Annotated in this window: 29 protein-coding genes; 22 read left to right on the top strand and 7 right to left on the bottom strand. The window is 62.7% G+C overall.

All coding sequences use genetic code 11. The features are described from left to right. The 11 genes from QQL85_RS06905 (at nucleotide 1) to QQL85_RS06855 (ending at nucleotide 9,033) form a co-directional block, all read left to right on the top strand. Entirely contained in the window at nucleotides 1-990 is a 990-nt protein-coding gene (locus QQL85_RS06905; protein ID WP_016489713.1) for a sulfate/molybdate ABC transporter ATP-binding protein, read from the top strand. Nucleotides 991-1,295: 305 nt separating this feature from the next. Further along, the gene (locus QQL85_RS06900; protein ID WP_284353066.1) at nucleotides 1,296-2,093 is read left to right on the top strand and encodes an energy transducer TonB; all 798 of its coding nucleotides are present in this window, start codon (nucleotides 1,296-1,298) and stop codon (nucleotides 2,091-2,093) included. A 30-nt stretch (nucleotides 2,094-2,123) separates the two neighbouring features. Further along, complete coding sequence (locus tag QQL85_RS06895; RefSeq protein WP_012274720.1) at nucleotides 2,124-2,843, top strand: MotA/TolQ/ExbB proton channel family protein; 720 nt, start codon at nucleotides 2,124-2,126, stop codon at nucleotides 2,841-2,843. Nucleotide 2,844: 1 nt separating this feature from the next. Next, the gene (locus tag QQL85_RS06890) at nucleotides 2,845-3,246 is read left to right on the top strand and encodes an ExbD/TolR family protein (RefSeq protein WP_012274719.1); all 402 of its coding nucleotides are present in this window, start codon (nucleotides 2,845-2,847) and stop codon (nucleotides 3,244-3,246) included. A 198-nt stretch (nucleotides 3,247-3,444) separates the two neighbouring features. Next, nucleotides 3,445-4,026 carry an alpha/beta hydrolase gene (locus QQL85_RS06885; RefSeq protein WP_284353067.1) on the top strand — a complete coding sequence of 194 codons (582 nt, stop codon included), beginning with the start codon at nucleotides 3,445-3,447 and terminating at the stop codon, nucleotides 4,024-4,026. Nucleotides 4,027-4,090: 64 nt separating this feature from the next. Then, nucleotides 4,091-4,921 (top strand): sigma 54-interacting transcriptional regulator, encoded by an 831-nt coding sequence (locus QQL85_RS06880; protein WP_284353068.1) that lies wholly within the window; start codon nucleotides 4,091-4,093, stop codon nucleotides 4,919-4,921. A gap of 175 nt (nucleotides 4,922-5,096) precedes the next feature. Continuing rightward, nucleotides 5,097-5,882, top strand: coding sequence for a MetQ/NlpA family ABC transporter substrate-binding protein (locus tag QQL85_RS06875; RefSeq protein ID WP_234226424.1), 786 nt, complete (start codon nucleotides 5,097-5,099; stop codon nucleotides 5,880-5,882). Between the two features lie 206 nt (nucleotides 5,883-6,088). Beyond that, nucleotides 6,089-6,754 (top strand): amino acid ABC transporter permease, encoded by a 666-nt coding sequence (locus QQL85_RS06870; protein WP_284353069.1) that lies wholly within the window; start codon nucleotides 6,089-6,091, stop codon nucleotides 6,752-6,754. Then, nucleotides 6,735-7,394, top strand: a complete 660-nt coding sequence (locus QQL85_RS06865) for an amino acid ABC transporter permease (RefSeq protein ID WP_284353070.1) — start codon at nucleotides 6,735-6,737, stop codon at nucleotides 7,392-7,394. The genes QQL85_RS06870 and QQL85_RS06865 overlap by 20 nt, the downstream gene beginning before the upstream one ends. Next, the gene (locus QQL85_RS06860) at nucleotides 7,391-8,164 is read left to right on the top strand and encodes an amino acid ABC transporter ATP-binding protein (protein ID WP_284353071.1); all 774 of its coding nucleotides are present in this window, start codon (nucleotides 7,391-7,393) and stop codon (nucleotides 8,162-8,164) included. Before QQL85_RS06865 ends, QQL85_RS06860 begins: the two co-directional genes overlap by 4 nt. After that, entirely contained in the window at nucleotides 8,161-9,033 is an 873-nt protein-coding gene (locus tag QQL85_RS06855; protein WP_284353072.1) for a transporter substrate-binding domain-containing protein, read from the top strand. The genes QQL85_RS06860 and QQL85_RS06855 overlap by 4 nt, the downstream gene beginning before the upstream one ends. A gap of 34 nt (nucleotides 9,034-9,067) precedes the next feature. Here QQL85_RS06855 and QQL85_RS06850 read toward each other — a convergent pair whose 3' ends face one another. Together QQL85_RS06850 and QQL85_RS06845 are read right to left on the bottom strand one after the other, a co-directional pair. Continuing rightward, nucleotides 9,068-11,431 (bottom strand): penicillin acylase family protein, encoded by a 2,364-nt coding sequence (locus tag QQL85_RS06850; RefSeq protein WP_284353073.1) that lies wholly within the window; start codon nucleotides 11,429-11,431, stop codon nucleotides 9,068-9,070. A 20-nt stretch (nucleotides 11,432-11,451) separates the two neighbouring features. Then, nucleotides 11,452-12,021: a DUF6436 domain-containing protein gene (locus tag QQL85_RS06845; RefSeq protein ID WP_284353074.1), complete on the bottom strand. Its 570-nt coding sequence runs from the start codon at nucleotides 12,019-12,021 to the stop codon at nucleotides 11,452-11,454. Nucleotides 12,022-12,275: 254 nt separating this feature from the next. Here QQL85_RS06845 and QQL85_RS06840 point away from each other — a divergent pair, with 254 nt between their 5' ends. Then, on the top strand, nucleotides 12,276-13,202 hold the full coding sequence (locus QQL85_RS06840) for an alpha/beta hydrolase (protein ID WP_284353075.1): 927 nt from the start codon (nucleotides 12,276-12,278) through the stop codon (nucleotides 13,200-13,202). Here QQL85_RS06840 and QQL85_RS06835 read toward each other — a convergent pair whose 3' ends face one another. After that, a complete protein-coding gene (locus QQL85_RS06835) occupies nucleotides 13,203-13,955 on the bottom strand; it encodes a DUF2059 domain-containing protein (RefSeq protein ID WP_284353076.1) in 753 nt (250 codons plus the stop codon). It abuts the gene before it with no gap. A 113-nt stretch (nucleotides 13,956-14,068) separates the two neighbouring features. Here QQL85_RS06835 and QQL85_RS06830 point away from each other — a divergent pair, with 113 nt between their 5' ends. Together QQL85_RS06830 and QQL85_RS06825 are read left to right on the top strand one after the other, a co-directional pair. Then, complete coding sequence (locus QQL85_RS06830; protein ID WP_284353454.1) at nucleotides 14,069-14,701, top strand: 2OG-Fe(II) oxygenase; 633 nt, start codon at nucleotides 14,069-14,071, stop codon at nucleotides 14,699-14,701. Continuing rightward, a complete protein-coding gene (locus QQL85_RS06825) occupies nucleotides 14,688-15,191 on the top strand; it encodes a DUF523 domain-containing protein (protein ID WP_284353077.1) in 504 nt (167 codons plus the stop codon). The genes QQL85_RS06830 and QQL85_RS06825 overlap by 14 nt, the downstream gene beginning before the upstream one ends. A gap of 123 nt (nucleotides 15,192-15,314) precedes the next feature. Here QQL85_RS06825 and QQL85_RS06820 read toward each other — a convergent pair whose 3' ends face one another. Continuing rightward, the gene (locus QQL85_RS06820; RefSeq protein ID WP_284353078.1) at nucleotides 15,315-15,803 is read right to left on the bottom strand and encodes a transporter substrate-binding domain-containing protein; all 489 of its coding nucleotides are present in this window, start codon (nucleotides 15,801-15,803) and stop codon (nucleotides 15,315-15,317) included. Nucleotides 15,804-16,026: 223 nt separating this feature from the next. Between QQL85_RS06820 and QQL85_RS06815 the strand changes: the two genes are divergently transcribed. Next, a complete protein-coding gene (locus QQL85_RS06815) occupies nucleotides 16,027-16,503 on the top strand; it encodes a DUF4399 domain-containing protein (protein WP_284353079.1) in 477 nt (158 codons plus the stop codon). 47 nt (nucleotides 16,504-16,550) lie between these two features. Here QQL85_RS06815 and serA read toward each other — a convergent pair whose 3' ends face one another. After that, nucleotides 16,551-17,780: a phosphoglycerate dehydrogenase gene (gene serA / locus QQL85_RS06810; RefSeq protein WP_016489694.1), complete on the bottom strand. Its 1,230-nt coding sequence runs from the start codon at nucleotides 17,778-17,780 to the stop codon at nucleotides 16,551-16,553. 171 nt (nucleotides 17,781-17,951) lie between these two features. Here serA and QQL85_RS06805 point away from each other — a divergent pair, with 171 nt between their 5' ends. The 4 genes from QQL85_RS06805 to QQL85_RS06790 all read left to right on the top strand — a co-directional run bounded on the left by QQL85_RS06805 (nucleotide 17,952) and on the right by QQL85_RS06790 (nucleotide 22,133). After that, a complete protein-coding gene (locus QQL85_RS06805) occupies nucleotides 17,952-19,349 on the top strand; it encodes an FAD-binding oxidoreductase (RefSeq protein WP_284353080.1) in 1,398 nt (465 codons plus the stop codon). 25 nt (nucleotides 19,350-19,374) lie between these two features. Beyond that, complete coding sequence (locus QQL85_RS06800; protein ID WP_016712562.1) at nucleotides 19,375-20,040, top strand: fumarylacetoacetate hydrolase family protein; 666 nt, start codon at nucleotides 19,375-19,377, stop codon at nucleotides 20,038-20,040. A gap of 182 nt (nucleotides 20,041-20,222) precedes the next feature. Continuing rightward, nucleotides 20,223-21,140 (top strand): SdiA-regulated domain-containing protein, encoded by a 918-nt coding sequence (locus tag QQL85_RS06795; RefSeq protein ID WP_284353081.1) that lies wholly within the window; start codon nucleotides 20,223-20,225, stop codon nucleotides 21,138-21,140. A 90-nt stretch (nucleotides 21,141-21,230) separates the two neighbouring features. Then, a complete protein-coding gene (locus QQL85_RS06790) occupies nucleotides 21,231-22,133 on the top strand; it encodes an SdiA-regulated domain-containing protein (protein ID WP_284353082.1) in 903 nt (300 codons plus the stop codon). A 103-nt stretch (nucleotides 22,134-22,236) separates the two neighbouring features. On the opposite strand, the gene rpiA is transcribed toward QQL85_RS06790, so the two are convergent. Then, nucleotides 22,237-22,911, bottom strand: coding sequence for a ribose-5-phosphate isomerase RpiA (gene rpiA, locus QQL85_RS06785; RefSeq protein ID WP_060485716.1), 675 nt, complete (start codon nucleotides 22,909-22,911; stop codon nucleotides 22,237-22,239). Between the two features lie 135 nt (nucleotides 22,912-23,046). Between rpiA and ilvA the strand changes: the two genes are divergently transcribed. Both ilvA and QQL85_RS06775 read left to right on the top strand, forming a co-directional pair. After that, a complete protein-coding gene (gene ilvA / locus QQL85_RS06780) occupies nucleotides 23,047-24,561 on the top strand; it encodes a threonine ammonia-lyase, biosynthetic (protein ID WP_284353083.1) in 1,515 nt (504 codons plus the stop codon). A gap of 38 nt (nucleotides 24,562-24,599) precedes the next feature. Continuing rightward, entirely contained in the window at nucleotides 24,600-25,025 is a 426-nt protein-coding gene (locus tag QQL85_RS06775; RefSeq protein ID WP_284353084.1) for a DUF2269 domain-containing protein, read from the top strand. A 32-nt stretch (nucleotides 25,026-25,057) separates the two neighbouring features. Here QQL85_RS06775 and QQL85_RS06770 read toward each other — a convergent pair whose 3' ends face one another. Continuing rightward, a complete protein-coding gene (locus QQL85_RS06770; RefSeq protein WP_284353085.1) occupies nucleotides 25,058-25,714 on the bottom strand; it encodes an HAD family hydrolase in 657 nt (218 codons plus the stop codon). A 141-nt stretch (nucleotides 25,715-25,855) separates the two neighbouring features. Between QQL85_RS06770 and QQL85_RS06765 the strand changes: the two genes are divergently transcribed. Further along, entirely contained in the window at nucleotides 25,856-26,335 is a 480-nt protein-coding gene (locus QQL85_RS06765; protein WP_003249017.1) for an RNA pyrophosphohydrolase, read from the top strand. The last annotated feature ends 15 nt before the right edge of the window (nucleotides 26,336-26,350 follow it).

Here is a 26,350-nt window from a genome sequence, read left to right as displayed (position 1 = left end):
ATGTCGATCGAAGTTCGTAATGTCAGCAAGCGCTTCAACAGCTTCCAGGCCCTGAACAACATCAACCTGGACATCAACAGCGGCGAGCTGGTGGCGCTGCTGGGCCCGTCCGGCTGCGGCAAGACTACCCTGCTGCGCATCATCGCCGGCCTGGAAACCCCGGACCAGGGCAACATCGTGTTCCATGGCGAGGATGTATCCGGCCATGACGTGCGTGACCGCAACGTCGGTTTCGTGTTCCAGCACTACGCACTGTTCCGCCACATGAGCGTGTTCGACAACGTCGCCTTCGGCCTGCGCATGAAGCCCAAGGGCGAGCGTCCGAGCGAGAGCAAGATTGCCGAGAAAGTGCACGAGTTGCTGAACATGGTGCAGCTGGACTGGTTGTCCGACCGCTACCCGGAGCAACTGTCTGGCGGCCAGCGTCAGCGTATTGCCCTGGCGCGCGCCTTGGCCGTGGAGCCCAAGGTGTTGCTGCTGGACGAGCCGTTCGGCGCGCTGGATGCCAAGGTGCGCAAGGAGCTGCGCCGCTGGCTGGCGCGGCTGCACGAGGATATCAACCTGACGTCGGTGTTCGTTACCCACGACCAGGAAGAAGCCATGGAAGTGGCCGACCGCATCGTGGTGATGAACAAAGGCGTGATCGAGCAGATCGGTTCGCCGGGCGAGGTGTACGAGCAGCCGGCCAACGACTTCGTCTACCACTTCCTGGGCGACTCCAACCGCCTGGCCCTGAGCGAAGGGCACCATGTACTGTTCCGCCCGCACGAGGTGTCGCTGTCGCGGCATGAGACCGAGGGACACCATGCGGCTGAGGTGCGGGATATTCGGCCGTTGGGTGCTACCACGCGGGTGACCTTGAAGGTGGAAGGGCAGAGCGAGCTGATCGAGGCCGAGGTGGTCAAGGACCATGACAGCCTGACCGGGTTGGCGCGAGGGGAGACATTGTTCTTCCGGCCGAAGGTTTGGCAGAAGGTGGCGGATATCTGAGCCGCCCTTGATGATGAGAAGCCCGGGCTTGGTCCCGGGCTTTTTTATACCTGTCAGATTGCCGGCGATCGAGGGCGCAGCCCTCGCGGCTATCTCATGCCTTGCACGAATATTTTGCATGCCTGCAATGCATCGTTTTTGCACCGACCAGCCGCAGCCCGCGCAATCCGCGGCTTTCACGCTATCCACTCAAGATGTTATTCACTTAAGTTCTAACCATAATTTTAAACATTACTTTAAGAGATAAGCCTCTGGCCCCGATGATTCAGCCACACACCTGAATCGAGACCCCAGGAGTTTGATCAATGGGTAATGTCCAGTCGGCCGTCAGGGCCTACGACCAGCCATGGCGCCCGGCCCCGGGCGACCTGGTCGAGCTTGGACGCACGCTTCGCCTCCCGCTGGGCCAGCTGCGCCTGCAACGCACGCCTGTCAGCGGGCTCAAGCGCCGCGACAAGCTGGTCTTGGGCCTGCTGGTGCTGGCCCTGCATGGCGCTGCAGCGTACTGGGTCAGCCAGGCACCGACGCCCGAGCTGCCGGTGGTGCCACCACAAGTGCCGCCCATGACCATCGAGTTTGCCGCACCGGCACCGCCCGTGGTCGAGCCGCCACCGCCAGCCCCCGTGCCGCCCGTGGTCGAGCCGCCACCACCACCTGTAGTCGACGAACTGGCTGCCAAGCCCAAACCCAAGCCAAAGCCCGTGCCCAAGCCTGTGGTCAAGCAAGCGCCCAAACCACAGCCAAAACCGGTCGAGGCACCGCCGCCAGCCCAGGTGGCCGCGCCGGCGCCGCCTGCACCCGCACCACCTGCGCCGGCCCCGATAACCCCGGCATCGGCCAACGCCGCGTACCTGAAGAACCCGGCGCCGGAGTACCCGCAGATGGCCCAGCGCCGTGGCTGGGAAGGCACCGTGCTGTTGCGCGTCGAGGTGCTGCCCAGCGGCAAACCAGGGCAGATCCAGATCCAGAAGAGCAGTGGCCGTGATGCCCTCGACGCTGCCGCGCTGGCCGCCGTGAAACGCTGGAGCTTCGTGCCCGCCAAGCAGGGCGACGTGGCCCAGACCGGCTGGGTCAGCGTGCCGATCGATTTCAAGCTTCGCTAACTATTTCGCAGAACACAGGAAGACACCATCATGAGCCTGCTGGCATCCCCCCTCGAATCCGTTGAAAGCGCAGTCATCTGGCTGCTGGTCGGTTTCTCTGTCGTCACCTGGGGCCTGGCCCTGGTCAAGGTCGCGCAGTTCGTGCGGCTGAAGAACCAGGACAAGCGCTTCCACCAGCAGTTCTGGGCTGCTTCCAGCCTGGACTCGGCCGCCGAACTCAGCCATGAGTTGCCTGGCCCGGCTGCACGCGTTGCCCAGTCTGGCTACGCCGCCATTGCCGTTGGCGACACCCAGGCCAACGACCTGAGCCATGCCATCAACCACCAGGACCGCCTGGAACGCGCCTTGCGCCAGCAGATCGTGCGTGAACGCCGCTCGCTGGAAACCGGACTGGCGGTGGTCGCCAGTATCGGCAGCACCTCGCCTTTCATCGGCCTGTTCGGCACCGTGTGGGGCATCATGGAAGCGCTCAAGGGCATCAGTGCAGCCGGCTCCGCCAGCCTGGAAACTGTCGCCGGACCGATCGGCGCGGCACTGGTGGCTACCGGTGTGGGTATTGCCGTCGCCGTGCCTGCGGTGCTGGTCTACAACTACTTCCTGCGCCGCCTCAAGCTGACGGCCGCCGACCTGGATGACTTCGCCCACGACTTCTACAGCCTGGCGCAGAAGAGTGCCTTCCGTGTGCTGGTACACCCTGCTGTGCAAAAAGCCCAGGCCGGTTTTACCCAGCCGGTGAAGGAGGCGTCCTGATATGGCCTTTTCGACCCAGGACAGCGACGAAGTCCTCAGTGAAATCAACGTCACGCCCTTGGTGGACGTCATGCTGGTGCTGCTGGTGGTGTTCATCGTCACCGCGCCGTTGCTGACCAACGCCATCCCCATCAACCTGCCCAAGACCGAGGCCGTGGCCCCGGTGGAGCAGAAAGACCCGCTGGTGGTCAGCATCGACGGTGAAGGCAAGTTGTTCATCAACAAGGACCAGATCCAGCCCGACCTGCTGGAAACCAACCTCAAGGCCGCCAAGGACAAGGACGCAGACGTGCGCGTGCAGCTGCAGGCCGATGACGGCGTGAACTACGGCGAAGTGGCGCGGGCCATGGCGGCCATCGAACGTGCGGGGATCAGCAAGCTGGCGGTGATAACCGCGCGCTGATAGCTGCAAAACCTCTTCAGGCAAGTGCTTATGGGCCACATCTCTTGGCAGGGGTTGGCCCTCTTTTTTTTGCCGGCGATAGGGCCATTAGCCAAAATCAAATTTTTAGTTATTAATAAATAGCTTCTTATTCCTTTACGAATATAACTCCCTCCCTATACTTGTCTCCAAGCACGCAAACTTACTGGAGGCGTCCCCATGCGCAATGAGTCAATTCGTTACCTGATTGTGCCGGGCTGGCAAGGATCGCCAGACAACCATTGGCAAAGTCACTGGCAGCGCACCCTGCCCAACAGTGCGCGGGTCGAGCAGCACGACTGGCTCACCCCGCAACGTCAGGACTGGGTGCAGGCGCTGGAGCAGGCGATTGCCGCCGAGCGCTCGCCAGTGATACTGATTGCCCACAGCCTGGGGTGCATCACCGTCGCCCATTGGGCCGCGCAGGCCAGCCCAGCCTTGCTGCGCAGGGTGCGCGGTGCTCTGTTGGTGGCCCCGGCAGATGTCGAACGGCCCACCTGCGCGCCAGCCCTGCGCAACTTCGCGCCGATCCCGACCGAGGCGCTGCCGTTCCCCAGCCAGGTGGTCAGTTCGGACAACGATCCGGCCGTGAACGTGCCACGGGCGCTGTACCTGGCCCAAGCCTGGGGCGCCGAAGCGGGGTTGCTGAGCAACGCCGGGCACATCAACGTCAAGTCCGGCCATGAGCGCTGGGAACAAGGCTTCGCCTACCTGTACCGCTTGCAGAGCCGGGTTGAGCAGCGCGCACTGCGTCGCGCCTGACAGCCCTTACTGTTTACCGTTTACCTGACGCCCGGCCAAAGCAGGCCTGGGGCGGGAGTTCGTCATGACGTTTCAAAACCCGTTTGGCCAGCCGCTGCTGACCTTCCCCGAGCTGGACAAGAGCCCGCTGAGCATCCGCGCCAAGGCCTTGGTGTTCATCGACCCGCGTTCGCAGCAGCTGCGCGAAGACCTTGAGCGCCTGGCGCCGCAACCCTTGCCGGTGCTGATCCGTGGCGAAACCGGGACGGGCAAGGAGCTGCTGGCCCGTCAGATTCACCGTGCCAGCGACCGTGGCGGGCTATTCGTGTCGGTCAATTGCGCCGCCATCAGCCCCACTTACGCCGATGCCGAACTGTTCGGTTACAGCGCTGGCAGCCATGGCGGCACGGCCAGCAGCCGTGCCGGCTGGTTTGGCTCGGCCAACGGCGGCACGTTGTACCTGGATGAGATCGCTGACTTGCCGCTGGCCATTCAGGGCAAGCTGCTGGCGGCCCTGGAAAACCGCGAGGTCACCCGGGTGGGCGCGCAGCAGCCACAGCCGGTGGATGTGCGGCTGGTGGCTGCGACCAGCATCGACCTGGCGCGAGTGGTGCGTGCGGGGCGCTTCAACGAGCGCTTGTACCAGTACCTGCGCGAAGGGGCACTGGTGCTGCCACCGCTGCGTGAGCGGCCAGGCGATATCCTGCCGCTGGCCGAGTACTTCGTCGGTATCTACAGCGTACGCCTGCAGCGGCCTGTGCCCCTGGTGAGCGAAGCGGCGCAGCAGGTGCTGGAAGCGCACCCTTGGCCCGGCAATACGCGTGAACTGGAGAACGTCATCCACTTTGCCCTGCTGGTGAATGACGGCGAAGAGATCCAGCCAGAGGACCTCGACCTGCTCAACCCCGCGCGCTAGACATCGCTCATAAGCAAAGTGGCTGATGGCAGTTTGTTTTTGGAATAAGCAGCTAAGTAAAAGATATTGTTACGGAATAAAAAATCTAGGTATTGTCCGCCTCACGCCCACTGATGAAGCGGTTGGGCACCCGATTCGCCATCGTCGATGGCCCAGATTCAGAACAAGGACCACCATGAAGAAGACCCTGCTGACCACCGCCCTGGCTGCTGCCCTGTCGTTCTCCGGCCTGGCCGCCGCCGCCGAAAAACTGGTGGTTGCCGCTACTCCGGTACCGCACGCCGAAATCCTTGAGCTGATCAAGCCGACCCTGGCCAAAGAGGGCGTGGACCTGCAGATCAAGGTCTTCACCGACTATGTGCAGCCGAACGTGCAGGTGGATCAGAAGCGTCTGGACGCCAACTACTTCCAGACCCTGCCTTACCTGAAGAGCTTCAACGAAGGTAAAGGCACCCACCTGGAAACGGTGATCGGCGTACACGTCGAACCCTTCGGCGGTTACTCGAAGAAGATCAAGAACCTGTCCGAGCTGAAGGAAGGCGCCACCGTTGCCATTCCTAACGAAGGCAGCAACAGCGGCCGCGCCCTGATCCTGCTGCAGAAGGCTGGCCTGATCACCCTGAAAGACCCGAAGAATGCCCTGGCTACTCCCAAGGACATCGCCGAGAACCCGAAGAAGCTGAAGTTCCGCGAGCTTGAATCGGCCATGCTGCCGCGTGTGCTGGACCAGGTCGACCTGGACATGATCAACACCAACTACGCCCTGGAAGCCGGCCTGAACCCGGCCAAGGACGCACTGGTAATCGAAGGCGCCGACTCGCCGTATGTGAACTTCCTGGTTGCCCGCCCGGACAACAAGAACAGCGAAGCCATCCAGAAACTGGCCAAGGCCCTGACCAGCCCTGAAGTGAAGGAATTCATCGCCAAGAAGTACCAGGGTGCGGTGCTGCCGGCGTTCTGATCCGGTTGTAGATTTTTTGCGTGACCAACGCCGGCATCCTAGTGCCGGCGTTTTTGTTTCTGGGGCTGCAAGGCAGCCTCCAAATGTATGGCCAGGTGAAAAATTCTCGGTGATATGCATATGCGATAAAGGTATTTATTAAAAAGTTTTTTAGATCATTAGAGTCTAGTCATTGTGCCCCGCGCACCCCGCAGACTTGCTCTACCATGACCCTCGACATCGCATTCATCCTCAGCACGCTACCCGCCTTTCTCAAGGCCGTGGGCGTGACCTTGCAGGTCGGCCTGATCGCCATCGCCACCTCGCTGCTGGTCGCCCTGGTCAACGCCACCCTGCTGGTGCTGCGTACCCCCTACCTGTGGCGCCTGGTCAAAGCCTATGTGGAGCTGGCGCGTAACACGCCGCTGCTGATCCAGCTGTTCTTCGTCTACTTCGCTCTGCCGAGCCTGGGCCTGAAGATTTCCGGTTTTTCCGCTGCGGTCATCACCATGACCTTCATGGGCGGTGCCTACCTCACCGAAGTGTTGCGGGCCGGCATCGAGGCGGTTCCGCGTGCCCAGCTTGAGTCCGGGCGCTCCATAGGCCTGTCCGAGGGCCAGTTGCTGCGCCATGTGCTGCTGCCCCAAGCCGGTATCCTCAGCCTGCCGGCACTGTTCGCCAATTTCATCTTTCTGCTCAAGGAAACCACCGTGGTGTCGGCGGTGGCCGTGCCGGAAATCCTCTACACCACCAAGAACTACATCGCGCTGTACTACAAAACCTACGAAATGCTCACCGTGCTGACCTTGCTCTGCGTGCTGCTGTTCCTGCCGCTGTCGTTGCTGCTGCGCTATGTGGAAAGGAGGCTGCAACATGGCCAGTTCGGGATTTGAACTGTTGCTGCAGACGCTGCCGCAACTGGCCGGCGGCGCCGCGCAGACCTTGGCCATCTCGGCGCTGGGCATGCTGTTCGCGACGCTGGGCGGTGTGCTGTACGGCGTGCTGGCAACCCTGGGCAACCGTGCCCTGAACATCGTCTTGCAGGTGTACCTGGAGCTGTTCCGCGCCATCCCGGTGCTGGTCTGGCTGTATCTGGTGTTCTTCGGCCTGCCGATCTTCTTTGCCCTGAGTATCCCCAGCTTCTGGTGCGCCGTGCTGGTACTGGCCCTGTGGGGCGCCAGTGAGGTGGGCGAGGTGGTGCGCGGTGCACTGGCTTCGCTGCCGCGGGGCCAGCGCGAGGCCGGGTTGTCGATCGGCCTGGCCGGCTGGCAGCTGTATGGCTATGTGCTGCTGCCGCAGGCGCTCAAGCGCATGACCCCACCGACCATCAACATCTACACGCGGATCATCAAGACCAGTTCGCTGGCGGTGCTGATCGGCGTGGTCGAGGTGATCAAGGCCGGCCAGCAGATCATCGAGCGCACCTACGAATCGGTGCTGATCTACGGTGCCTTGTTCCTGTTCTTCTTCATCGTCTGTTATCCGCTGTCCGCCGCTTCACGCGTGCTGGAACGCCGCTGGGCACACTCATGAGCGCATTGATCGAATTCCAGGGTTTCAACAAGTTTTTTGACCAGCACCAGGTGCTCAAGGACGTCGACCTCAAGGTGGCGGCCGGCGAAGTGGTGGTCATCCTCGGCCCCAGCGGTTGCGGCAAGAGCACACTTCTACGCTGCCTCAACGGCCTGGAGCAGGCCCACAGCGGCCACCTGCGCCTGGCCGGGCAAGAGTTGCTCGCCCCGCGCACCGACTGGCGCGACGTTCGCCAGCGGGTGGGCATGGTGTTCCAGAGCTACCACCTGTTCGGCCACATGAGCGTGATCGACAACCTGCTGCTCGGCCCACTCAAGGTGCAAAAGCGCGAACGTGCCGAAGCACAGGCCCAGGCCGAAGCGCTGCTGGCGCGGGTCGGCCTGCTGGACAAGCGCGACGCCTTCCCCCGGCAGTTGTCCGGGGGCCAGCAACAGCGCATCGCCATCGTGCGCTCACTGTGCATGAACCCCGAGGTGATGCTGTTCGACGAGGTTACCGCCGCCCTTGACCCGGAAATGGTCAAGGAAGTGCTGCAGGTGATTCAGGGCCTGGCCCGCGACGGCATGACCCTGCTCATCGTTACCCACGAAATGGCCTTCGCTCGCGCGGTGGCCGACCGCATCGTGTTCATGGAGGCCGGCAGGATCCTTGAACAGGGCGACCCCGAGAGCTTCTTCACCCGACCGCAGACCGCACGCGCGCAGCAGTTCCTGGAGAAATTCTCCTTCGTAGAAAGCCTGCCAAAGAAACTGCACAAGGAACTGTCATGAAAACTGCCAACCTCACCAAACTGCTGGCGCCGTTGTTTGGCCTGGCCCTGCTGGCCGGCTGCAACAAGGCCGAAGAGCCACCCAAGCCAGCAGCGGCATCGCCAGCCACCAGCTACCTGGAAACCATCAAGGCCCGTGACAAGCTGATTGTCGGGGTGTTCACCGACAAGCCGCCGTTCGGTTTCGTCGATGACAAGGGCCGCTATGTGGGCTTTGACACCGACATTGGCCGGCGCCTGGCCAAGGACCTGCTGGGTGATGAAAACAAGGTCGAGTTCGTTGCCGTGGAACCGGCCAGCCGTATTCCGTTCCTGCAGAGCGACAAGGTCGACCTGATCCTCGCCAACATGACCGTAACCCCGGAGCGCAAGGAAGCGGTGGACTTCACCAACCCCAACCTGCGCGTTGCCGTGCAGGCCATCGTCGCGGACGGTAGCCCGGTGCAGAAGCTCGACGACCTGGCCGACAAGACCATCATCGTCACCACCGGCACCACTGCCGACATCTGGCTGACCAAGCACCACCCGGACTGGACACTGCTCAAGTTCGAGAAGAACAGCGAGTCGCTGCAAGCCTTGGCCACCGGCCGTGGCGATGCTTATGCCCAGGACAACCTGATCCTGTTCAGCTGGGCCAAGCAGAACCCGGGTTTCCGCGTGCTGCCCGAGTTGCTGGGTGAAGAAGCACCGATTGCGCCGGCGGTGAAGAAGGGCAACACCGAATTGCGTGACTGGGTGAATGCCGAGCTGGCGAAGCTTGGGGAAGAGAAGTTTCTGCTGAAGCTGTATGACCAGTATGTGCGCAAGGAACTGAGCGATGACACCAAGCCGGAAAGCGTGATTGTGGAAGGGGGCAAGTGGCAGGGCTGACTGTGTAAACGGGGCTGCGCAGCAGCCCCCTCGGTTATCTGGCGGGCACTAATCTCAGCGTGCTCTGCGCCGGAATCACCCCCATCTGTGCCCGCTGATACTGCCCCTGCACATACCCCTCGGCCTGGTCCGCATAATGCCTGTCGAACGGCACGCCACTCTGCCCGACCGGGTTGGTGGTCAGTGCTTGCCCGGCGTCGGCGAAGTCGATCAGACGCCGCGTCGACGGCCCATAGGTCACCGGCCATGGCGCCGGGCCGATCTTCGCCGAGAGGTTGTTCGGCACTTCATGGGTACCGGGTGCGGCGAACGGTCCGACGTTGAACAGCAGGTTCAGCGGCTTTTTCACCCCCAGCGGGTGGTTGTGGGTCAGGGTATGGGCCTTGCCCCATTGCCAGCTGGCAGGGTCGCTGCCCAGCGTATCGCGCAGGTGCTTCAGGCTGTGCTGCCAGGCCTGGCGCACGATGGCGGTGCGGTCGGTGCGCTGGTTGCCCCCGCGGGTGGTCCACCAGGGGGAGTCGGCATCCGCCGCCAGGCGCGGCAAGGCGGCATCGATGGCGCGGGTGCTGATCAGCACGGGGAACCAGGTGTCGCCCAGTTCGTCATGCAGGGCCGCGAAGGCCAGTTCGTAGAGGAACTGGTTGAACAGCGTGGCGCTGGTCGAGTCCAGCGGGTAGTCACCGCGCCAGGCGGCCAACTGCTCCACCAGTTCCTTCTCCTCGCCACCCTCGGCCACGGCGCGCAGGGTTGCCAGTAGCGGCGCAAGGGTGCGCGGGCCGTGGTCACTGGCGGTATCCAGTTGCAGGGCCTGGCTGTTCTGCGTATCCCATTTCACCTCAGGGTTGGCCAGCTGACGGTCGAGCTGGCGGCCACGGTCGGGCAGGTTGTAGTAGCCCGGAATCGGCACCACTGCCGGTGGCTGGAAGTTGGCCGAGACGATATAGCCACGCGCCGGGTTTTCCTGCTGCGGGTTGGCGCTGAAGGGGTAGAAGCCGAGCTTGTCGGCCTGCGCGCTGGCGCCATCGAGGATGAACGCCGGGTCGACGCCGTCGGGTCGGATGGGTAGCTGTGCAGCGGCCCACCAGCCGATATCGCCACGGGCATTGGCCCAGACAAAGTTCAGCCCCGGCGCATGGACCTTGGCCGCAGCCTCGCGCATCTTGCCCAAGGTGTCGGCACGGTTGAGCTGGTAGAAACCTTCGAGGATCGGGTTTTCGGTTTCCAGAAACGCCCACCACATGGCGATTGGCGTGGGGCCGGCCGTGGCGCCCAGCACGTCGTTGACGATCGGGCCATGGGGCGATCGGCGCAGGCTGAGGGTGACCGGTGCTTCGCCTTTGACCGCGATCTGTTGCTCGGTCTTTTCCAGTGCCTGCCATTTGCCATCGACCATCACCTGGTTGGTATCGGCCGGGTGGGTGCGTTCGGCGATCAGGTCGACGTCATCGTTCTGGAACATGGTCAGGCTCCAGCCGAAATCGCGGTTATGGCCGAGCAGGGCAAACGGGTTGAGCGCCTGAAAGTAGCCGTACAGGTTGAAACCGGGTGCCGAGAGTTCGGCTTCGTACCACACCGCCGGCACTGCGAAGCCGATGTGCGGGTCGCCAGCCAGCAGCGGCTTGCCGCTGTGGGTATGGCTGCCGGCCACCGCCCAGGCGTTGCTGCCTTCGAATTGCGGGATGCCGGCCTCGCCCAGTGCCTCATGGCTGAGGCGGGCGAGGGCTTCCAGGCTTTCCCAGTCGGCAGCGGCCAGTGGCGTGTCCAGCGCCCCCTCGGGTTTCCAGCCGAGGTCGAAGATGTTCAGGTAGTCGGGGCCGAGCTGGTCGCGGATGTAGGTTAGCGCGGGCTCGGTGCGGAACGCGGCAGCGAAACTGTAGGCCAGGTAACCGGCGATGCTCAGGGTGTCTTCGGCAGTGAACGGGCGCGGGGTGATGCCGAGCAGGTCGAATTCCATGGGTTTGGGATGACTGACCTGCCAGCTGTTGACCCCGTCGAGGTAAGCGTGCAGGGCCTGCCAGGCGGGTGACTGGCGGTCCAGTCGCTTGGCCATCAGCGCCGCCTGATCGCGAATGCGCAAGCTGCGAAACAGGGTGTCGGTGGGCAGCAGCTTGTCGCCCAGCACCTCGGCCAGCTCACCACGGGCCAGGCGACGCAGGATCTCCATCTGGAACAACCGGTCCTGGGCGTGCACATAGCCCAGGGCGCGGTACAGGTCTGCCTCGTTCTGGGCCTGCAGGTGCGGCACACCGCGTGCGTCGTAACGCACACTGACCGGCGCCTGCAGGCCGGCCATGGCCACCTCGCCCTCGCGCTGCGGCAGCTTGCCCTGCATGTACCAGTAACCGGCGCCAGCGGCCACGGCAACCACCACGGCCAACAGGGTCAGGCTGCGTTTCATGAAGTCTCCTTGTGCATGCGTCATTCGGCCCAAGGACAATAGCAGCCCACGGCCAGCGTATTCGAGGCGCTGACTTTGCGGCCGTCGAGCAGTGCGTTAAGGATAGGCTCGATGAAACTGTTGCTGGCATTGCACACCGCGCCTTCGCTGTACGGGCCGAAGTAGGCCAGGCGACCTTGTCGGTCCCAGATGGCCACGGCCGGGGAGGCGGGCAGGTGCTCGCTGCCGGGCAGGCTGGCGATGGGCTTGAGGGCGGTGAGGTTGGCAGGCAACTGGCCGTGGCTGCCGGGCTTTTGCAGCACATGGAACGTTACGCCGTGGCCTGCGAACTGGCTGACCAGGTCGCCCAGGTGCTGCTGGTTGCCGACGTTGCAGGGGCAGGCTGGGTCCCAGAAGTGCACGACGCGGACTGGGCCTGGGCCGGCAAGTTCGGCAGGCAATTGCAGCTGGCTGCCGTCGAACAGTGTGGTCTGGTTGTCGAACGGGCGCAGGTAGCGTGCCTGGAAGGTGGTGTAGGCCTGCCAGAGGATGGCGGTACCGACCAACAAGGCGATTACCGTGCACAGCGGTTTGATGATTTGGCTATTCATGAAGAGTCGGTGGCCCTTTGTGGGAGCGGGCTTGTCCCGCGAAGCAGGCGACGCGGTGGATGGCACCGGCGTTGCCGGTGTTCGCGGGGCAAGCCCGCTCCCACAGTGATCGCGCCAGCTTTCAGGTTTTGTGCATGACAGTTGATCCAACAGTTTGATCGGTGCTGGTTGTTCAAAGGTGAGCAAGCTTGCCATGTCGCCGGCCAGAGCTGAAGATTCCAGATCAATACATTGCATCAATGTGGATGTGCTCGATGCCTGCTGCTTTTCACCCCGACCACCTACGCTCACGCCTGGCGCCGTTGACCGCTCGCCAGCCGTTAACAGCCGAGGCGCAGGACTACCAGCGCTTCTACGGCCTGAACATGCCGGTACACAGCTGGCTGGGCGGGTTCCAGGCGTCGGGGTTCGACCTGGTCGGGCAGGTGTGGCTGCCCGAGCGGCAGACCGCGACGCTGTTCCTGCTGCACGGCTATTACGACCACATGGGCCTTTACCGGCATGTGATCGAGTGGGCGCTCAAGCAGGGTTTCGCCGTTGTCAGCTGCGACCTCCCCGGCCACGGCCTGTCCAGTGGTGAGCGGGCCAGCATCAGTGACTTCGCGGTGTACCAGCAGGTGCTGGAGGCGTTGTTCGAGCAGGCCCGCACGCTGCAACTGCCGCGCCCCTGGCACCTGTGCGGGCAAAGTACAGGTGGCGCCATTGCGGTGGATCACCTGCTGCATCAGGGCGCGCGCAGCCCGATCGATGGCCAGGTCATCCTGTTGGCACCGTTGGTGCGGCCTTGTTCGTGGCGCTGGTCGAAGTTGAGTTATCGCGTGCTGCGCCACTTCGTGAACGGCATCGAACGGCGCTTCAGCGAAAACACCAACGACCCGAGCTTCCTGCCGTTCCTGGAGGCCGACCCGTTGCAACCGCGACGTTTGCCGACTGCCTGGGTGGGCGCACTGATCGCCTGGGTCAAACGTATCGAGGCCGCGCCGCGTAGTTCGCGGCAGCCGTTGATCGTACAGGGGGAAGCCGATGGCACGGTGGATTGGCCCTACAACCTCGAAGTGCTCAAGGCCAAGTTTGCCGAGCCGCAGATATTGATGTTGCCCGAGGCCCGCCACCACCTGGCCAACGAGCTGCCGGGCATTCGCCAGCGCTACTTCGACTTCATCGACCAGCGCCTGGGCTGATCACTTCAAGTCGTTGGTGCTTTGGCCAACCGCCAGGCCGGCGCGCACGGCGGCCAGGGCGGCCTGGTAGTACGCCTTGCCGTCGGGTGACTCGGCAAAGGTGGCGAACGCTTCCAGCTCGGCGTCGGACAGGTCGCGGTAGACATACAGCAGGGTGTTGTTGAGGTCTTCGCCGATCTGGCTCATCAGGCGCTGGCGCTGGCCGTCGAGCAGGCCTTGGGCCTGGCCGCCGCCAAACAGGCCGGGGATCATCGAGCTGAGGCTGTCGGCCGCCACGCCGGCGATGGCCAGGCTGACTTCGGCGCCGGCCTCACGCGCTGGCAGGGCCTGGGCCAGGTGGCCGATGACCAGCAGGCGGTCGTCGCTGGCCTGGATCTTTGGCAAGCCCTTGGCATTCTTGGCCAGTTCGTCCTTGCGTGTGGCTTTGAGTTCCGCTGCCACCACCTTGCGTCCCAGCGGCGACTGGAAGAACGCCAGGGCCGGTGCCGGATTGGCCAAGGTGGCGCGCAGCTGCGCCTGGGCGCGACGGTCCACCGCCTGGGCCTGGAAGCGCTGGTTGCTGTTGTTGACCAGCGCCTGGTAGACGGCGGGTGGCAAACTGTTGCGATAGCGCGCCTGGGCGGCGGTGAGGGCATCGTTGAAGTGGGCGCGCTGGTCGGGCCAGCCGGCGGCCTTGTACAGTTGATCCAGGTTGTCTGCCCAGACAGGCATGGTGCAGATCATCAGCAGAATCAGGGAAAACAGACGGCGCATTCAGGACTCCTGTCGGCAGGCGGCTATTGTCCTTGGCCCGGCGCCGGTTTGTCGAGATATCCGCGAACTTCTCGGCCAAGTGGCGCTGTGCGCCGGCATGGCTAATGGATATGATGCGCGCCATGCACAACTCCCCCGAACACCCGATGCTTGCGGCCGTCGTCGACGATCTGGCCACCCATGGCTGGTCCCAGCAGGCGCTGTTTCTGCCTGCCGACCTGGTACGCGCGCTGGCGGCCGAATGCCGGCGCCGTGATGCCGAAGGCGAACTCAACCCAGCAGGGGTTGGGCGCGGTGTTGCCCAGGAAGTGCGCGAGGCCATCCGTGGCGACCAGATCCAGTGGATCGACCCTGGTCAGGCCGAGGCCTGCGACCAGTACCTGGCGGCCATGGACCCGTTGCGGCTGGCCATCAACCAGGGGCTGTTCCTGGGCCTTGAAGACTTTGAATGCCATTTTGCCCTGTACCCACCGGGGGCGTTTTATCGCCGGCACCTGGACCGTTTTCGCGACGATGACCGGCGCATGGTGTCGGCCGTGTTGTACCTGAATGAAGGCTGGCAGCCAGAAGACGGTGGCCAGTTGCGCATGTTCCTGCCCGATGGCGTCGAGCACGACATTGAGCCAGTGGCGGGCAGCCTGGTGGTGTTCCTGTCGGGAGAAGTGCCGCACGAAGTGTTGCCAGCCGGGCGTGAGCGGCTGTCGTTGACGGGCTGGTTCAGGCGCCGTGGCAATGACCCGTTCTGATCTGCCCAAGGTGCTGGTCAGCGCCTGCCTGCTCGGGCAGCCGGTGCGCTATGACGGCCGGGCCAGTGGGCACCCGGACCTGTTGCAGCAGTGGCAGGCCGAGGGGCGCGTGGTGCCGTTGTGCCCGGAGGTGGCAGGTGGCTTGCCGACCCCGCGCCCGCCAGCCGAGATACCCGGCGGGCAGGGCGGCGAGGTGCTTGATGGCACTGCACAGGTGCTGACGATGGCGGGCGAAGATGTCAGTGCCGCGTTTCTGGCCGGGGCGCAGCTGGCGCTGGAACGGGTGCGTCGGCATGGCATCCGTGTGGCGGTGCTGAAGTCTGGCAGCCCCTCGTGTGGCAACCGGTTGACCTATGACGGCACGTTCAGCGGTGTGAAGGTGGCGGGGGAAGGGGTGACCACCGCGTTGCTGCGGCGGGAGGGGGTGCGGGTGTTCAGTGAGCTGGAGCTGGAACAGGCGCAGCAGGCGCTGGCCGGGCTTTCAGTTTAAGCCTGTCCTGGCCCTTTCGCGGGTAAACCCGCTCCCACAGGTACTGCACAGGTCTTGAGTCATGTGGTGATCCTGTGGGAGCGGGTTCACCCGCGAAGAGGCCGGTACAGGCTGTAAAAAATCTTACTGCCCGGCCGCAGTCTCCTGCACACCCTTGAACCACTTCTGCTCAAGCTCGGCCGTGCGGCCACTGTCTTTCAGCCGTTGCAGCGCATTGTTCACCGCACTTTCGAACGCCGGGTTGTCCTTCTGGAACGGGATCACCAGCTTCTTCTCGCCAAACGGAAGGCTCACATCGAGCGGGCCGTCGCCCTTGAGCGCATCACTCGATGGTGTGAATGCGACGTCATATTTGCCACTCTCGACACCGCTCAATACTTCGGCTGCCGGGGCTTCGACGAACTCGGCGCGCAAGTCCAGTTCCCGGGCCAGGTCCTGGCCAAATTCGATGTCGAAACCTGTCAGATGGTCGTCTTGCTTGAAGGCGTACGGCGAATTGTCAGCCTGTACCGCAATCCGCAGTTCGCCCCGGTCGGCGATTTCGTCTATCAGCTCCGCCTGGGCCAATGGACTGATCAGTACTGCCAGCAGTACCCCTATGGTCGAACGCATGAATGCCCCTTTTCTTTTAGCAGATGAATAACTTTCGCCACGGCTTTCTTCCTCGCCGTGATCGAGCGCAGCCTATGACCTTGAAGCCTCGGCATTGTTTAACCCTGACCGAAATATTTCTGTCAGGCAATGTGAACACCTTGGCGAATATTTCAACTAAGGTGAACTACCGCTGCCTTTGGATCCCAGGCTGCGGTCAATAAGTGAATCACAGGAGAAGTGAATGAACAGCCTATTTTCGCGTGCTGCCGTTGCCGGTCTGCTGATGGGAGCGTCGATGTTCGCCAGTGCCGCGGACGCCCTGAAGAGCCAGGAGCCGCCCAAGGAGGCCAAGGTCTTCATCGTTTCCCCCGCCGAGGGTGCCACGGTCGACAAGACCTTCACCGTCAAATTCGGCATCGAGGGTATGGCACTCAAGCCAGCGGGTGACCAGACCCCGCACACCGGGCACCACCACCTGCTGGTGGATGTGGATAAAGAACCCGTGGCCGACATGCCGCTGCCAACCAGCCTGATGCCCGAAGCTGGCACTGCACTGCCGGCGGGCCCGCAGGTGTTGCACTTTGGCAAGGCGCAGACCGAAACCAGCATTACCCTGACGCCGGGCAAGCATACGCTGCAACTGATCCTGGGTGACCAGTATCATGTACCGTTCAAGCCGAGCGTCGTGTCGAAGAAGATCACGGTTGAAGTGAAATAAAAAAAGGGAGGCCACCAGGGCCTCCCTTTTTTATCCTGCAAGAAAACTTAGAACAGAACGCGGGAACGGATGGTGCCCTTGACCTGTTGCAGTTTCTCTTGCGCCAGGTCGGAGTACTCGGCGTCAACGTCGATTACCACATAGCCGACTTTCTCGTTGGTCTGCAGGAACTGACCGGAGATGTTGATGCCGTTCTCGGCGAAGACTTTGTTGATCTCGCTGAGCACGCCCGGGATGTTTTCGTGGATGTGCAGCAGGCGGTGCTTGCCTGGGTGGGCCGGCAGGGCAACTTCCGGGAAGTTGACCGAGGACACCGAGGTACCGTTGTCGCTGTACTTGACCAGCTTCTCGGCCACTTCCAGGCCGATGTTGGCCTGGGCTTCGGCGGTGGAACCACCGATGTGCGGGGTCAGGATCACGTTGTCCAGGCCGCGCAGCGGGCTTTCGAACTCTTCGTCGTTGGAGCGTGGCTCGACCGGGAACACGTCGATGGCGGCGCCGATCAGGTGCTTGTCCTTGATGGCGGCGGCCAGGTGGTCCAGCTCAACCACGGTGCCACGGGCGGCGTTGATCAGGATCGCGCCTTTCTTCATTGCACGGATTTCCTTCTCGCCGATCATCCACTGGGTGGATGGCAGCTCAGGCACATGCAGCGAAACGATGTCGGCCAGGCCCAGCAGCTCGTTGAGGCTGGTGACCTGCACGGCGTTGCCCAGTGGCAGCTTGGTCAGCGGGTCGTAGAAGTACACCTGCATGCCCAGGTTTTCGGCCAGGACCGACAACTGGGTCCCGATCGAACCGTAGCCGACGATGCCCAGCTTCTTGCCACGGATTTCGAACGAGTTGGCCGCGCTCTTGATCCAGCCACCACGGTGGCAGGAGGCGTTCTTCTCGGGGATGCCGCGCAGCAGCAGGATGGCCTCGGCCAGGACCAGCTCGGCTACCGAACGGGTGTTGGAGTACGGCGCGTTGAACACGGCGATACCGCGCTCACGGGCCGCTTCCAGGTCAACCTGGTTGGTGCCGATGCAGAAGCAGCCAACGGCTACCAGTTTCTTGGCGCAGTCGAAGATCTCTTCGGTGAGCTGGGTGCGCGAACGGATGCCGATGAAGTGGGCATCGGCGATCTTTTCCTTCAGCTCGGCTTCCGGCAACGAACCAGTGAGGTATTCGATGTTGGTGTAGCCGGCGGCCTTGAGGGTATCGACCGCGTTCTGGTGCACACCTTCAAGAAGAAGGAACCGGATCTTGCTCTTGTCGAGAGAAGTCTTGCTCATCTGCGTAAACCTGTATCCCGGAGAAAAAATGGCGAGGGGTGATGCCAGGCGCGAGGGCAGCCTTAGCATGAACAGCGGGAGGGCTATGCTAGCATACGCGACACAATCTGAGCTTATCCCGACAGGTGAAGAGTGCTCAGGGTGACTATGAATAAGTCGAGAGTTCCAGCGATGACCCACCCCGCTGTAATTGAAGAACTGATGACCCTTGTCGACCCTGGCAAGGTCCTGACCGACGCGGCTTCCCTCGAAGCCTTTGGCAAGGACTGGACCAAGCATTACCCGCCGGCGCCCAGCGCCATCGTCTTCCCCAAGACAGTAGAGCAGGTGCAGGCGATCGTGCGTTGGGCCAATGCGCACAAGGTGGCGCTGGTCCCGTCCGGCGGACGTACCGGGCTTTCTGCCGGTGCCGTGGCGGCCAATGGCGAAGTGGTGGTTGCCTTCGACTACATGAACCAGATTCTCGGCTTCAATGCTTTCGACCGCACCGTGGCCTGCCAGCCTGGGGTGATCACGCGTCAGTTGCAAACCTTCGCTGAAGAGCAGGGCCTGTATTACCCGGTGGACTTCGCTTCCAGCGGTTCCAGCCAGGTAGGCGGCAATATTGGTACCAATGCCGGCGGGATCAAGGTCATTCGCTACGGCATGACCCGCAACTGGGTGGCCGGGCTGAAAGTGGTCACCGGCAAGGGCGAGTTGCTGGAGCTGAACAAGGACCTGATCAAGAACGCCACCGGCTACGACCTTCGCCAGCTGTTCATTGGCGCTGAAGGTACGCTGGGCTTCGTGGTCGAGGCCACCATGCGTCTGGACCGGGCACCGCGCAATCTCACGGCGATGGTGCTGGGTACGCCGGACTTCGACTCGATCATGCCGGTGTTGCACGCCTTCCAAGGCAAGCTGGACCTGACCGCCTTCGAGTTCTTCTCGGATAAAGGCTTGGCCAAGATTATGGCGCGCGGCGATGTGCCCGCGCCGTTCGCGACCGACTGCCCGTTCTATGCGCTGCTGGAGTTCGAGGCCAGTACTGAAGAGGTCGCCAACGAAGCCTTGGCCACCTTCGAGCACTGCGTCGAGCAAGGTTGGGTACTGGACGGCGTGATGAGCCAGAGCGAAACCCAGCTGAAAAACCTGTGGAAGCTGCGCGAGTATCTGTCTGAAACCATCTCGCACTGGACCCCGTACAAAAACGACATATCGGTCACTGTGTCGAAAGTGCCTGCGTTTTTGCGCGATATCGACGCCATCGTCGCAGAACATTACCCAGATTACGAAGTGGTGTGGTACGGCCATATCGGCGATGGCAACCTGCACTTGAACATCCTCAAGCCCGAGCACATGAGCAAGGACGCGTTCTTTGCCTCGTGCACCAAGGTTAACAAGTGGGTGTTCGATATCGTCAAACGCTACAACGGCTCGATTTCCGCCGAGCACGGCGTGGGCATGACCAAACGCGACTACCTGGGTTACAGCCGCTCGCCTGAAGAAATCGCCTGCATGAAGGCAATAAAGGCCGTGTTCGACCCTAACGGCATCATGAATCCGGGTAAGATCTTCGCACCTGAATAAAAAGCAGTATCCAGAGGAGTCGGCCATGAGTTACCAGCACCAGTATGTAGACGGCACGCGCATTCACTTCCCGTTGGGCAAAGTGGTATGCATCGGCCGTAACTATGCCGAGCATGCCAAGGAGCTGGACAACCCGATCCCCACCGAGCCGCTGCTGTTCATCAAACCGGGCAGCTGCGTGGTACCGGCCGAGGGTGGCTTCAAGATCCCGGCCGAGCGTGGCTCGGTGCACTATGAGGCGGAGATTGCCGTGCTGCTGGGCAAGCCACTGTCGACTCACCCGAGCGAGGAAGAGGTGCTGGACGCCATTTCCGGTTACGCCCCGGCGCTGGACCTGACCCTGCGTGATGTGCAGGCCAAGCTGAAAGAGAAGGGCTTGCCGTGGGAGCTGGCCAAGTGCTTTGACGGCGCCTGCGTACTGCCGCCGTTCGTATCGGCTGGCAGCTTCGAGGACGTGACCGACATCCCGGTACGCCTGACTGTCAACGGCGAAGTACGCCAGGACGGCAACAGCGCGATGATGCTGAACCCGATCGTGCCGATGATCCAGTACATGGCGGCGCATTTCTCGCTGCAGGCGGGGGATGTGATCCTCACTGGCACCCCGGCGGGCGTGGGGCCGTTCAATGTCGGTGACGAGCTGGTGCTGGAGCTGCCGGGTGTAAGCCGCTTCGAAAGCCGGGTGCTCTGAGCCGAAACCGCGTCGCCTTCTTCGCGGGCAAGCCCGCTCCCACATGTACAGCGTCGCCCTTGAGCGTTGCGCAGTTCCTGTGGGAGTGGGCTTGCCCGCGAAGAGGCCGGTCCTGTTTACTGATTTTTCACACCCTATCCGGATAATGCGCGGACGTACGCCCATTTCCCCAGGACCCGCGCATGCCATCACCCTCCGCTCCGGCAACCCCCAAACGTCGCTTCTACCTGCGCTGGCCCTTCGGCCTGGCCGTGGCGGCGGTGATCGGTTATGGCGTGGCCGTTGCCATGCACTGGGATGACCGCGGTGCGCTATGGGTCAAGGAAAGCTTCGAAAGCACCGCCGAGCGCAGCGAAAGCGTGTGGCTGCCGGACTATCAGGTCGACATCGATGCCAAGCCACTGCCGGGCATGGACGATGACGAAGCCTCGGACCTGTCCTTCAACCCGCATACCCGTACCCTGTTCGCGGTCATGGGCAAGAACCCGATCCTGGTCGAGCTGAGCCTGGATGGCGATGTACTGCGCAAGATTCCGCTCAACGGCTGGAGCAACCCGGAAGGCGTCGCTGTGCTGGAAGACGGCTACCTGGCGATCACCGACGAGCGCCTGCATGACCTGACCGTGGTCAAGGTGGATGCACAGACAGCGGTGTTGAACCACGACGATTTCCAGAGCCACGATCTGGGCCAGTCGGTCAAAAGCAACAAAGGCTTCGAGGCCGTGGCCTGGGACCCGCTGCGCCAGCGCCTGGTCATCGGCGAGGAGCGCCCGCCCAAGCTGTACACCTGGAACACCGATGGCCGCAGCCCGCTCAAGGGCCAGAAGCAGCCGTTGCCTAGCGAAGAACTCGACCTGCGCAACCTCTCGGCGCTGGGCGTCGACCCACGTACTGGCCATCTGCTGGTGCTTTCGGCCGACTCCAACATGCTGCTGGAACTGGATGAGCAGGGCCAGCAAGTCAGCTTCATGACCTTGCTGGGCGGCTTCAACGGGCTTGAAGACACCATCCCGCGCGCCGAGGGGGTGGCCATGGACGACAAGGGCAACCTGTACATGGTCAGCGAGCCGGCGCTGTTCTATCGCTTCAAGAAGAACTGACAGCATCATCAGATTTGCCTGACGCTGGTATTAAGCTTTGCTTCAGCCGTTAATGGTTAGATTCGCCACCCCTGTGCCGAGTCTGCCCTTATGCGCCGTTTTATTCGCCTGTTCCTTGTTCTGGCCGCCCTCGGCCTGCTCCTGCTTGGCTGGGCCGGGCAGGAGTTTCGCCTGTTCGAGCGTGGCTGGTTCAACCTGAAGACCTGGTGGCAGCCTGCCGAGCAGAGTATTGGCCTGGACCGTTACCGGGTGGTGGTGGAGGCGAAGGTGGTCGAAGGGCTGGATGACGACATCTCGGCGCTCACCTACGACCCGGACCGCAAGACCCTGTTCACCGTCACCAACGCCCGTTCGGAGCTGATCGAGCTGTCGCTGGATGGCCGCATCCTGCGCCGCGTGCCGTTGACCGGCTTCGGCGACCCGGAAGCCGTGGAATATGTGGGCCCCAACAGCTATGTGATCACTGACGAACGTCAGCAGCGGTTGATTCGCGTGCGTCTGGAAGACGACACGATGTTCCTCGACGCCGGTGACGCCGAGCAGCTCAGCCTGGGCATCGGCCTGAACGGCAACAAGGGTTTCGAGGGGCTGGCCTACGATTCGGCGGGCAAGCGCCTGTTCGTGGCCAAGGAGCGTGACCCGATGCTGATCTACGAGGTGCACGGCTTCCCGCATGACAACCCGGAAAAGCCTTACGCGGTGCATGTAGTGCAGGACCGCAAACGCGATGCGCGGCTATTTGTGCGGGATTTGTCGAGTTTGCAGTTCGATGAGCGCAGCGGGCACTTGTTGGCACTGTCGGACGAATCGCGCCTGGTGCTGGAGCTGGATGTAGAAGGCAGGCCGCTGAGCACCTTGTCGTTGCGCAAGGGCTTCCAGGGTTTGCAGGCGACGGTGCCGCAGGCGGAGGGGATTGCAATGGATGAGGCGGGGACCATTTATCTGGTCAGTGAGCCGAACCTGTTCTATGTGTTCAAGCAGCCGGCTGATTGATCGCCTGTCAGGGCCTATTCGCGGGTGAACCCGCTCCCACAGGGATTTCACAGGCCTGAGGCCAGCGCAGTACCTGTGGGAGCGGGTTTACCCGCGAAGAAGGTTACTCGGCCTTCAGGGTCTTCACACCTTCAGCGGTACCCAGCAGCAACAAATCCGCCGGCCGCGCCGCGAACAGGCCGTTGGTCACCACGCCTACGATGGCGTTGATTTGCGCTTCCAGCTCCACCGGGTTGGTGATCTGCAGGTTGTGCACGTCGAGGATCACGTTGCCGTTGTCGGTCACCACGCCTTCGCGGTACACCGGGTCGCCGCCCAGCTTGACCAGCTGACGGGCCACATGGCTGCGAGCCATCGGGATCACTTCGACCGGCAGCGGGAAGGCGCCCAGCACCGGCACCAGCTTGCTGCCGTCGGCGATGCAGATGAAGGTCTTGGCCACGGCCGCGACGATCTTCTCGCGGGTCAGGGCTGCGCCGCCGCCCTTGATCAGGTTCAGGTGCGCGTCGCTCTCGTCGGCGCCATCCACATAGAATTCCAGCTCGCTCACGCTGTTCAGCTCGTAGACCGGGATACCATGGCCCTTCAGGCGCTGGGCGGTGGCTTCGGAGCTGGCGACTGCGCCATCGAAGGCGGTCTTGTGCTGAGCCAGGGCGTCAATGAAGAAGTTGGCGGTCGAACCGGTACCGACGCCGACAACGCTCTTTTCATCCAGCTTGGGCAGAATGAAGTCGACAGCGGCCTGGGCGACGGCCTGTTTGAGTTGGTCCTGGGTCATGCGGGCTCCGAAAAGGGGCAGGGCGGTTTTCAAAGTTGCCTAGTATAACGGCTTGGGCGGCTTTGCTGTGGTCGCCCGACGTAGCGCTGGGGTAGACTCCCAGCCCTTGTCCCGCGGCCCAGTGATGCTTTCCCGATGCTCGAACAGTACGTCAAGAAGATCCTCACCTCGCGCGTCTATGACGTTGCCGTCGAAACCCCGTTGCAGAGCGCCGGGCAGCTGAGCAAACGCCTGGGCAACCAGATTCTGCTCAAGCGTGAAGACCTGCAGCCGGTGTTCTCGTTCAAGATTCGTGGGGCGTACAACAAGCTGGCCCAGCTGAGCCCGGAAGAGCTGGCCCGTGGCGTGGTTACCGCTTCGGCTGGCAACCACGCTCAAGGCCTGGCCCTGGCCGCGCGCGAGCTTGGTATCAAGGCCACCATCGTGATGCCCAAGACCACCCCCGAGATCAAGGTCGAAGGCGTGCGTTCGCGTGGTGGCAAGGTGGTGCTGCATGGCGACTCGTTCCCCGAGGCACTGGCCTATTCGCTGAAGCTGGTGGATGAGAAGGGCTTCGTTTATGTCCACCCCTACGACGACCCGCACACCATCGCCGGGCAGGGCACCGTGGCCATGGAAATCCTGCGCCAGCACCCTGGCCAGCTGGACGCCATCTTCGTGCCTGTGGGCGGGGGCGGCCTGATCGCCGGCATTGCTGCCTATGTGAAATACCTGCGCCCGGATATCAAGGTGATCGGCGTGGAGCCGGACGATTCCAACTGCCTGCAAGCAGCCATGGCGGCGGGTGAGCGCGTGGTGCTACCGCAGGTCGGGCTGTTTGCCGACGGCGTTGCGGTGGCGCAGATCGGCCAGCATACCTTCGATATCTGCCGCCACCATGTGGATGAAGTCATTACGGTCAGCACCGACGAGATTTGTGCGGCAATCAAGGATATCTATGACGATACCCGCTCAATCACCGAACCTGCTGGCGCCTTGGGCGTGGCGGGCATCAAGAAATATGTCGAGCTGTACGGCGTGGCCGGGCAGACCCTGGTGGCCATCGACTCTGGCGCCAACGTCAATTTCGACCGCCTGCGCCATGTGGCCGAGCGTGCCGAGCTGGGCGAAAAGCGCGAAGCGATCATCGCCGTGACCATCCCCGAGCGCCCGGGCAGCTTCAAAGCCTTTTGCGAGGCCATCGGCAAGCGCCAGATCACCGAGTTCAACTACCGCAAACACACCTCCGACGAGGCGCACATCTTCGTTGGCGTGCAGACCCACCCGGAAAACGACCCGCGTGCGGCGCTGGTGCAGCATCTGACCGAACAGGGCTTCCCGGTTACCGACCTGACCGACAACGAACTGGCCAAGCTGCACATTCGCCACATGGTCGGCGGCCATTCGGCCGGTGCCAGCGACGAAATGGTGCTGCGCTTCGAGTTCCCCGAGCGGCCGGGGGCGTTGTTCAACTTCCTCAACAAGCTGGGTGGGCGCTGGAACATCTCGATGTTCCATTACCGTAACCATGGCGCGGCTGACGGGCGCGTGGTGGCGGGGTTGCAGGTGCCGGAGGACGAGCGCCACCTGGTGCCGGCAGCATTGGCCAAGATCGGTTATCCGTACTGGGACGAGACCGAGAACCCGGCCTACAAGCTGTTCCTGGGCTGAGCGGCTAAGCTTGGCTTATCGCTCAAGGATGTGAAGACATGGAACACCTGACCACCCTCAAGACCTTGCACATGATCGCCACTGCACTGCTGGTTTTGGGTGCCCTGGGCCTGGCGATCTGGACCGTGCGTGCCCGCAGGCAAGGCGATGCCGAAGCCTACGCCAAGTTGCTGCGTCGACCACTGGTGTTCGTCTGGCTGGTGATGGGCCTGTGCCTGGTGAGCATGCCGTTCACCGGTTGGTGGCTGGTGCATCTGGTGGGCTGGCCGCTGGGGCAGACCTGGGTGCTGGCGTCCAGCGTCATCTATACCTTTGGCGCTTTTGCCGTGTGGTGGCTGCTGGTGCGGCTGAACCGGCTGCGCAAGGCTGAGGTGGTGGGGCTGCGGTTTACCCTGGCGCTGGCGGTGTTCAGCGGGGTCTGCTTCCTGTCCATTGCCGGGCTGATGGGGGCCAAGCCAGTGTGATGGAATTTGGGCCGCAAAGCGGCCCTGGCAATTCAAGCCCTGAGCGAAACCACCGGCCACCCATGCTTCTCAGCCTCGGCCCGAAGATTCGGGTCCGGGTCCACCGCCACTGCATGAGTCACCCGCTTTAACAGCGGCAAATCATTCATCGAGTCGCTATAGAAATAGCTGTCCTCAAGATCAAAGCCGTTCTCCAGCATCCAGCGCTCCAGCCGCGTCACCTTCCCTTCACGGAAACACGGTATATCGGTACTACGCCCGGTATAGCGGCCTTCATGCATTTCGCATTCAGTCGCCAACAACACCTTCACCCCAAGGCGCCGGGCAATCGGTGCGGTGACGAAGCGGTTGGTAGCGGTAATGATCACCAACTGATCGCCCGCCTCGCGGTGCTGCTGCAGCAAGGCCAAGGCCTTGGGCAGGATGATCGGCTCGATGCAGTCGCGCATGAAGTCGCGGTGCCATTCGTCCAGCTGGGCTGTGGGCGTTGCCGCCAGGATTTCCATGGAAAAGGCCAGGTAGGCCTGCAGGTCCAGGGTGCCATTGAGGTAATCCTGATAGAAGCCATCGTTGCGCTGCTTGTAGGCAACCGGGTCAAGGATGCCGCGCTGGCACAGGTAGTCACCCCAGGCATGGTCGCTGTCGCCACCGAGGAGGGTATTGTCCAGGTCGAATAAAGCCAGGCGCATCGCGGTCACTCGTGTCAGCCACAGGGTAGGCCCGCAGAATACGGAGTTTTCACGCGGCTGCACATAAGCTTGGCGGGCGCGTTGCTGCGCTCGCAAGCTTTGTGGAACAATGCGGTGACATGCGTTTGCGAGGTTGCTGCCGTGATCGACCCGGATGGTTTTCGCCCCAATGTCGGGATCATTCTCACGAATGATGCCGGGCAGGTGCTATGGGCTCGCCGGATCAACCAGGATGCCTGGCAGTTTCCCCAGGGGGGTATCAACCCTGACGAGACGCCGGAAGACGCCCTGTACCGCGAGCTGAACGAAGAAGTTGGCCTTGAACGCGATGATGTGGAAATTCTTGCCTGCACCCGCGGCTGGTTGCGTTATCGTTTACCCCAGCGACTGGTCCGTACCCACAGCCAGCCGCTGTGCATCGGGCAGAAGCAGAAGTGGTTTTTGCTGCGCCTGGTCAGCAACGAACAGCGGGTGCGGATGGACCTGACCGGCAAGCCGGAGTTCGATGGCTGGCGCTGGGTGAGCTATTGGTACCCGCTGGGCCAGGTTGTGACATTCAAGCGCGAGGTGTACCGGCGCGCCCTGAAAGAGCTAGCACCGCGTCTGCTGACGCGCGACTGACGACGGAGTTCGACC

Source organism: Pseudomonas putida (assembly GCF_030159595.1).
GTDB classification, from domain to species: domain Bacteria; phylum Pseudomonadota; class Gammaproteobacteria; order Pseudomonadales; family Pseudomonadaceae; genus Aquipseudomonas; species Aquipseudomonas putida_AC.
Note: the sequence above shows the minus strand (reverse complement) of the source record. Positions and strands in the feature narration are given on the sequence as shown.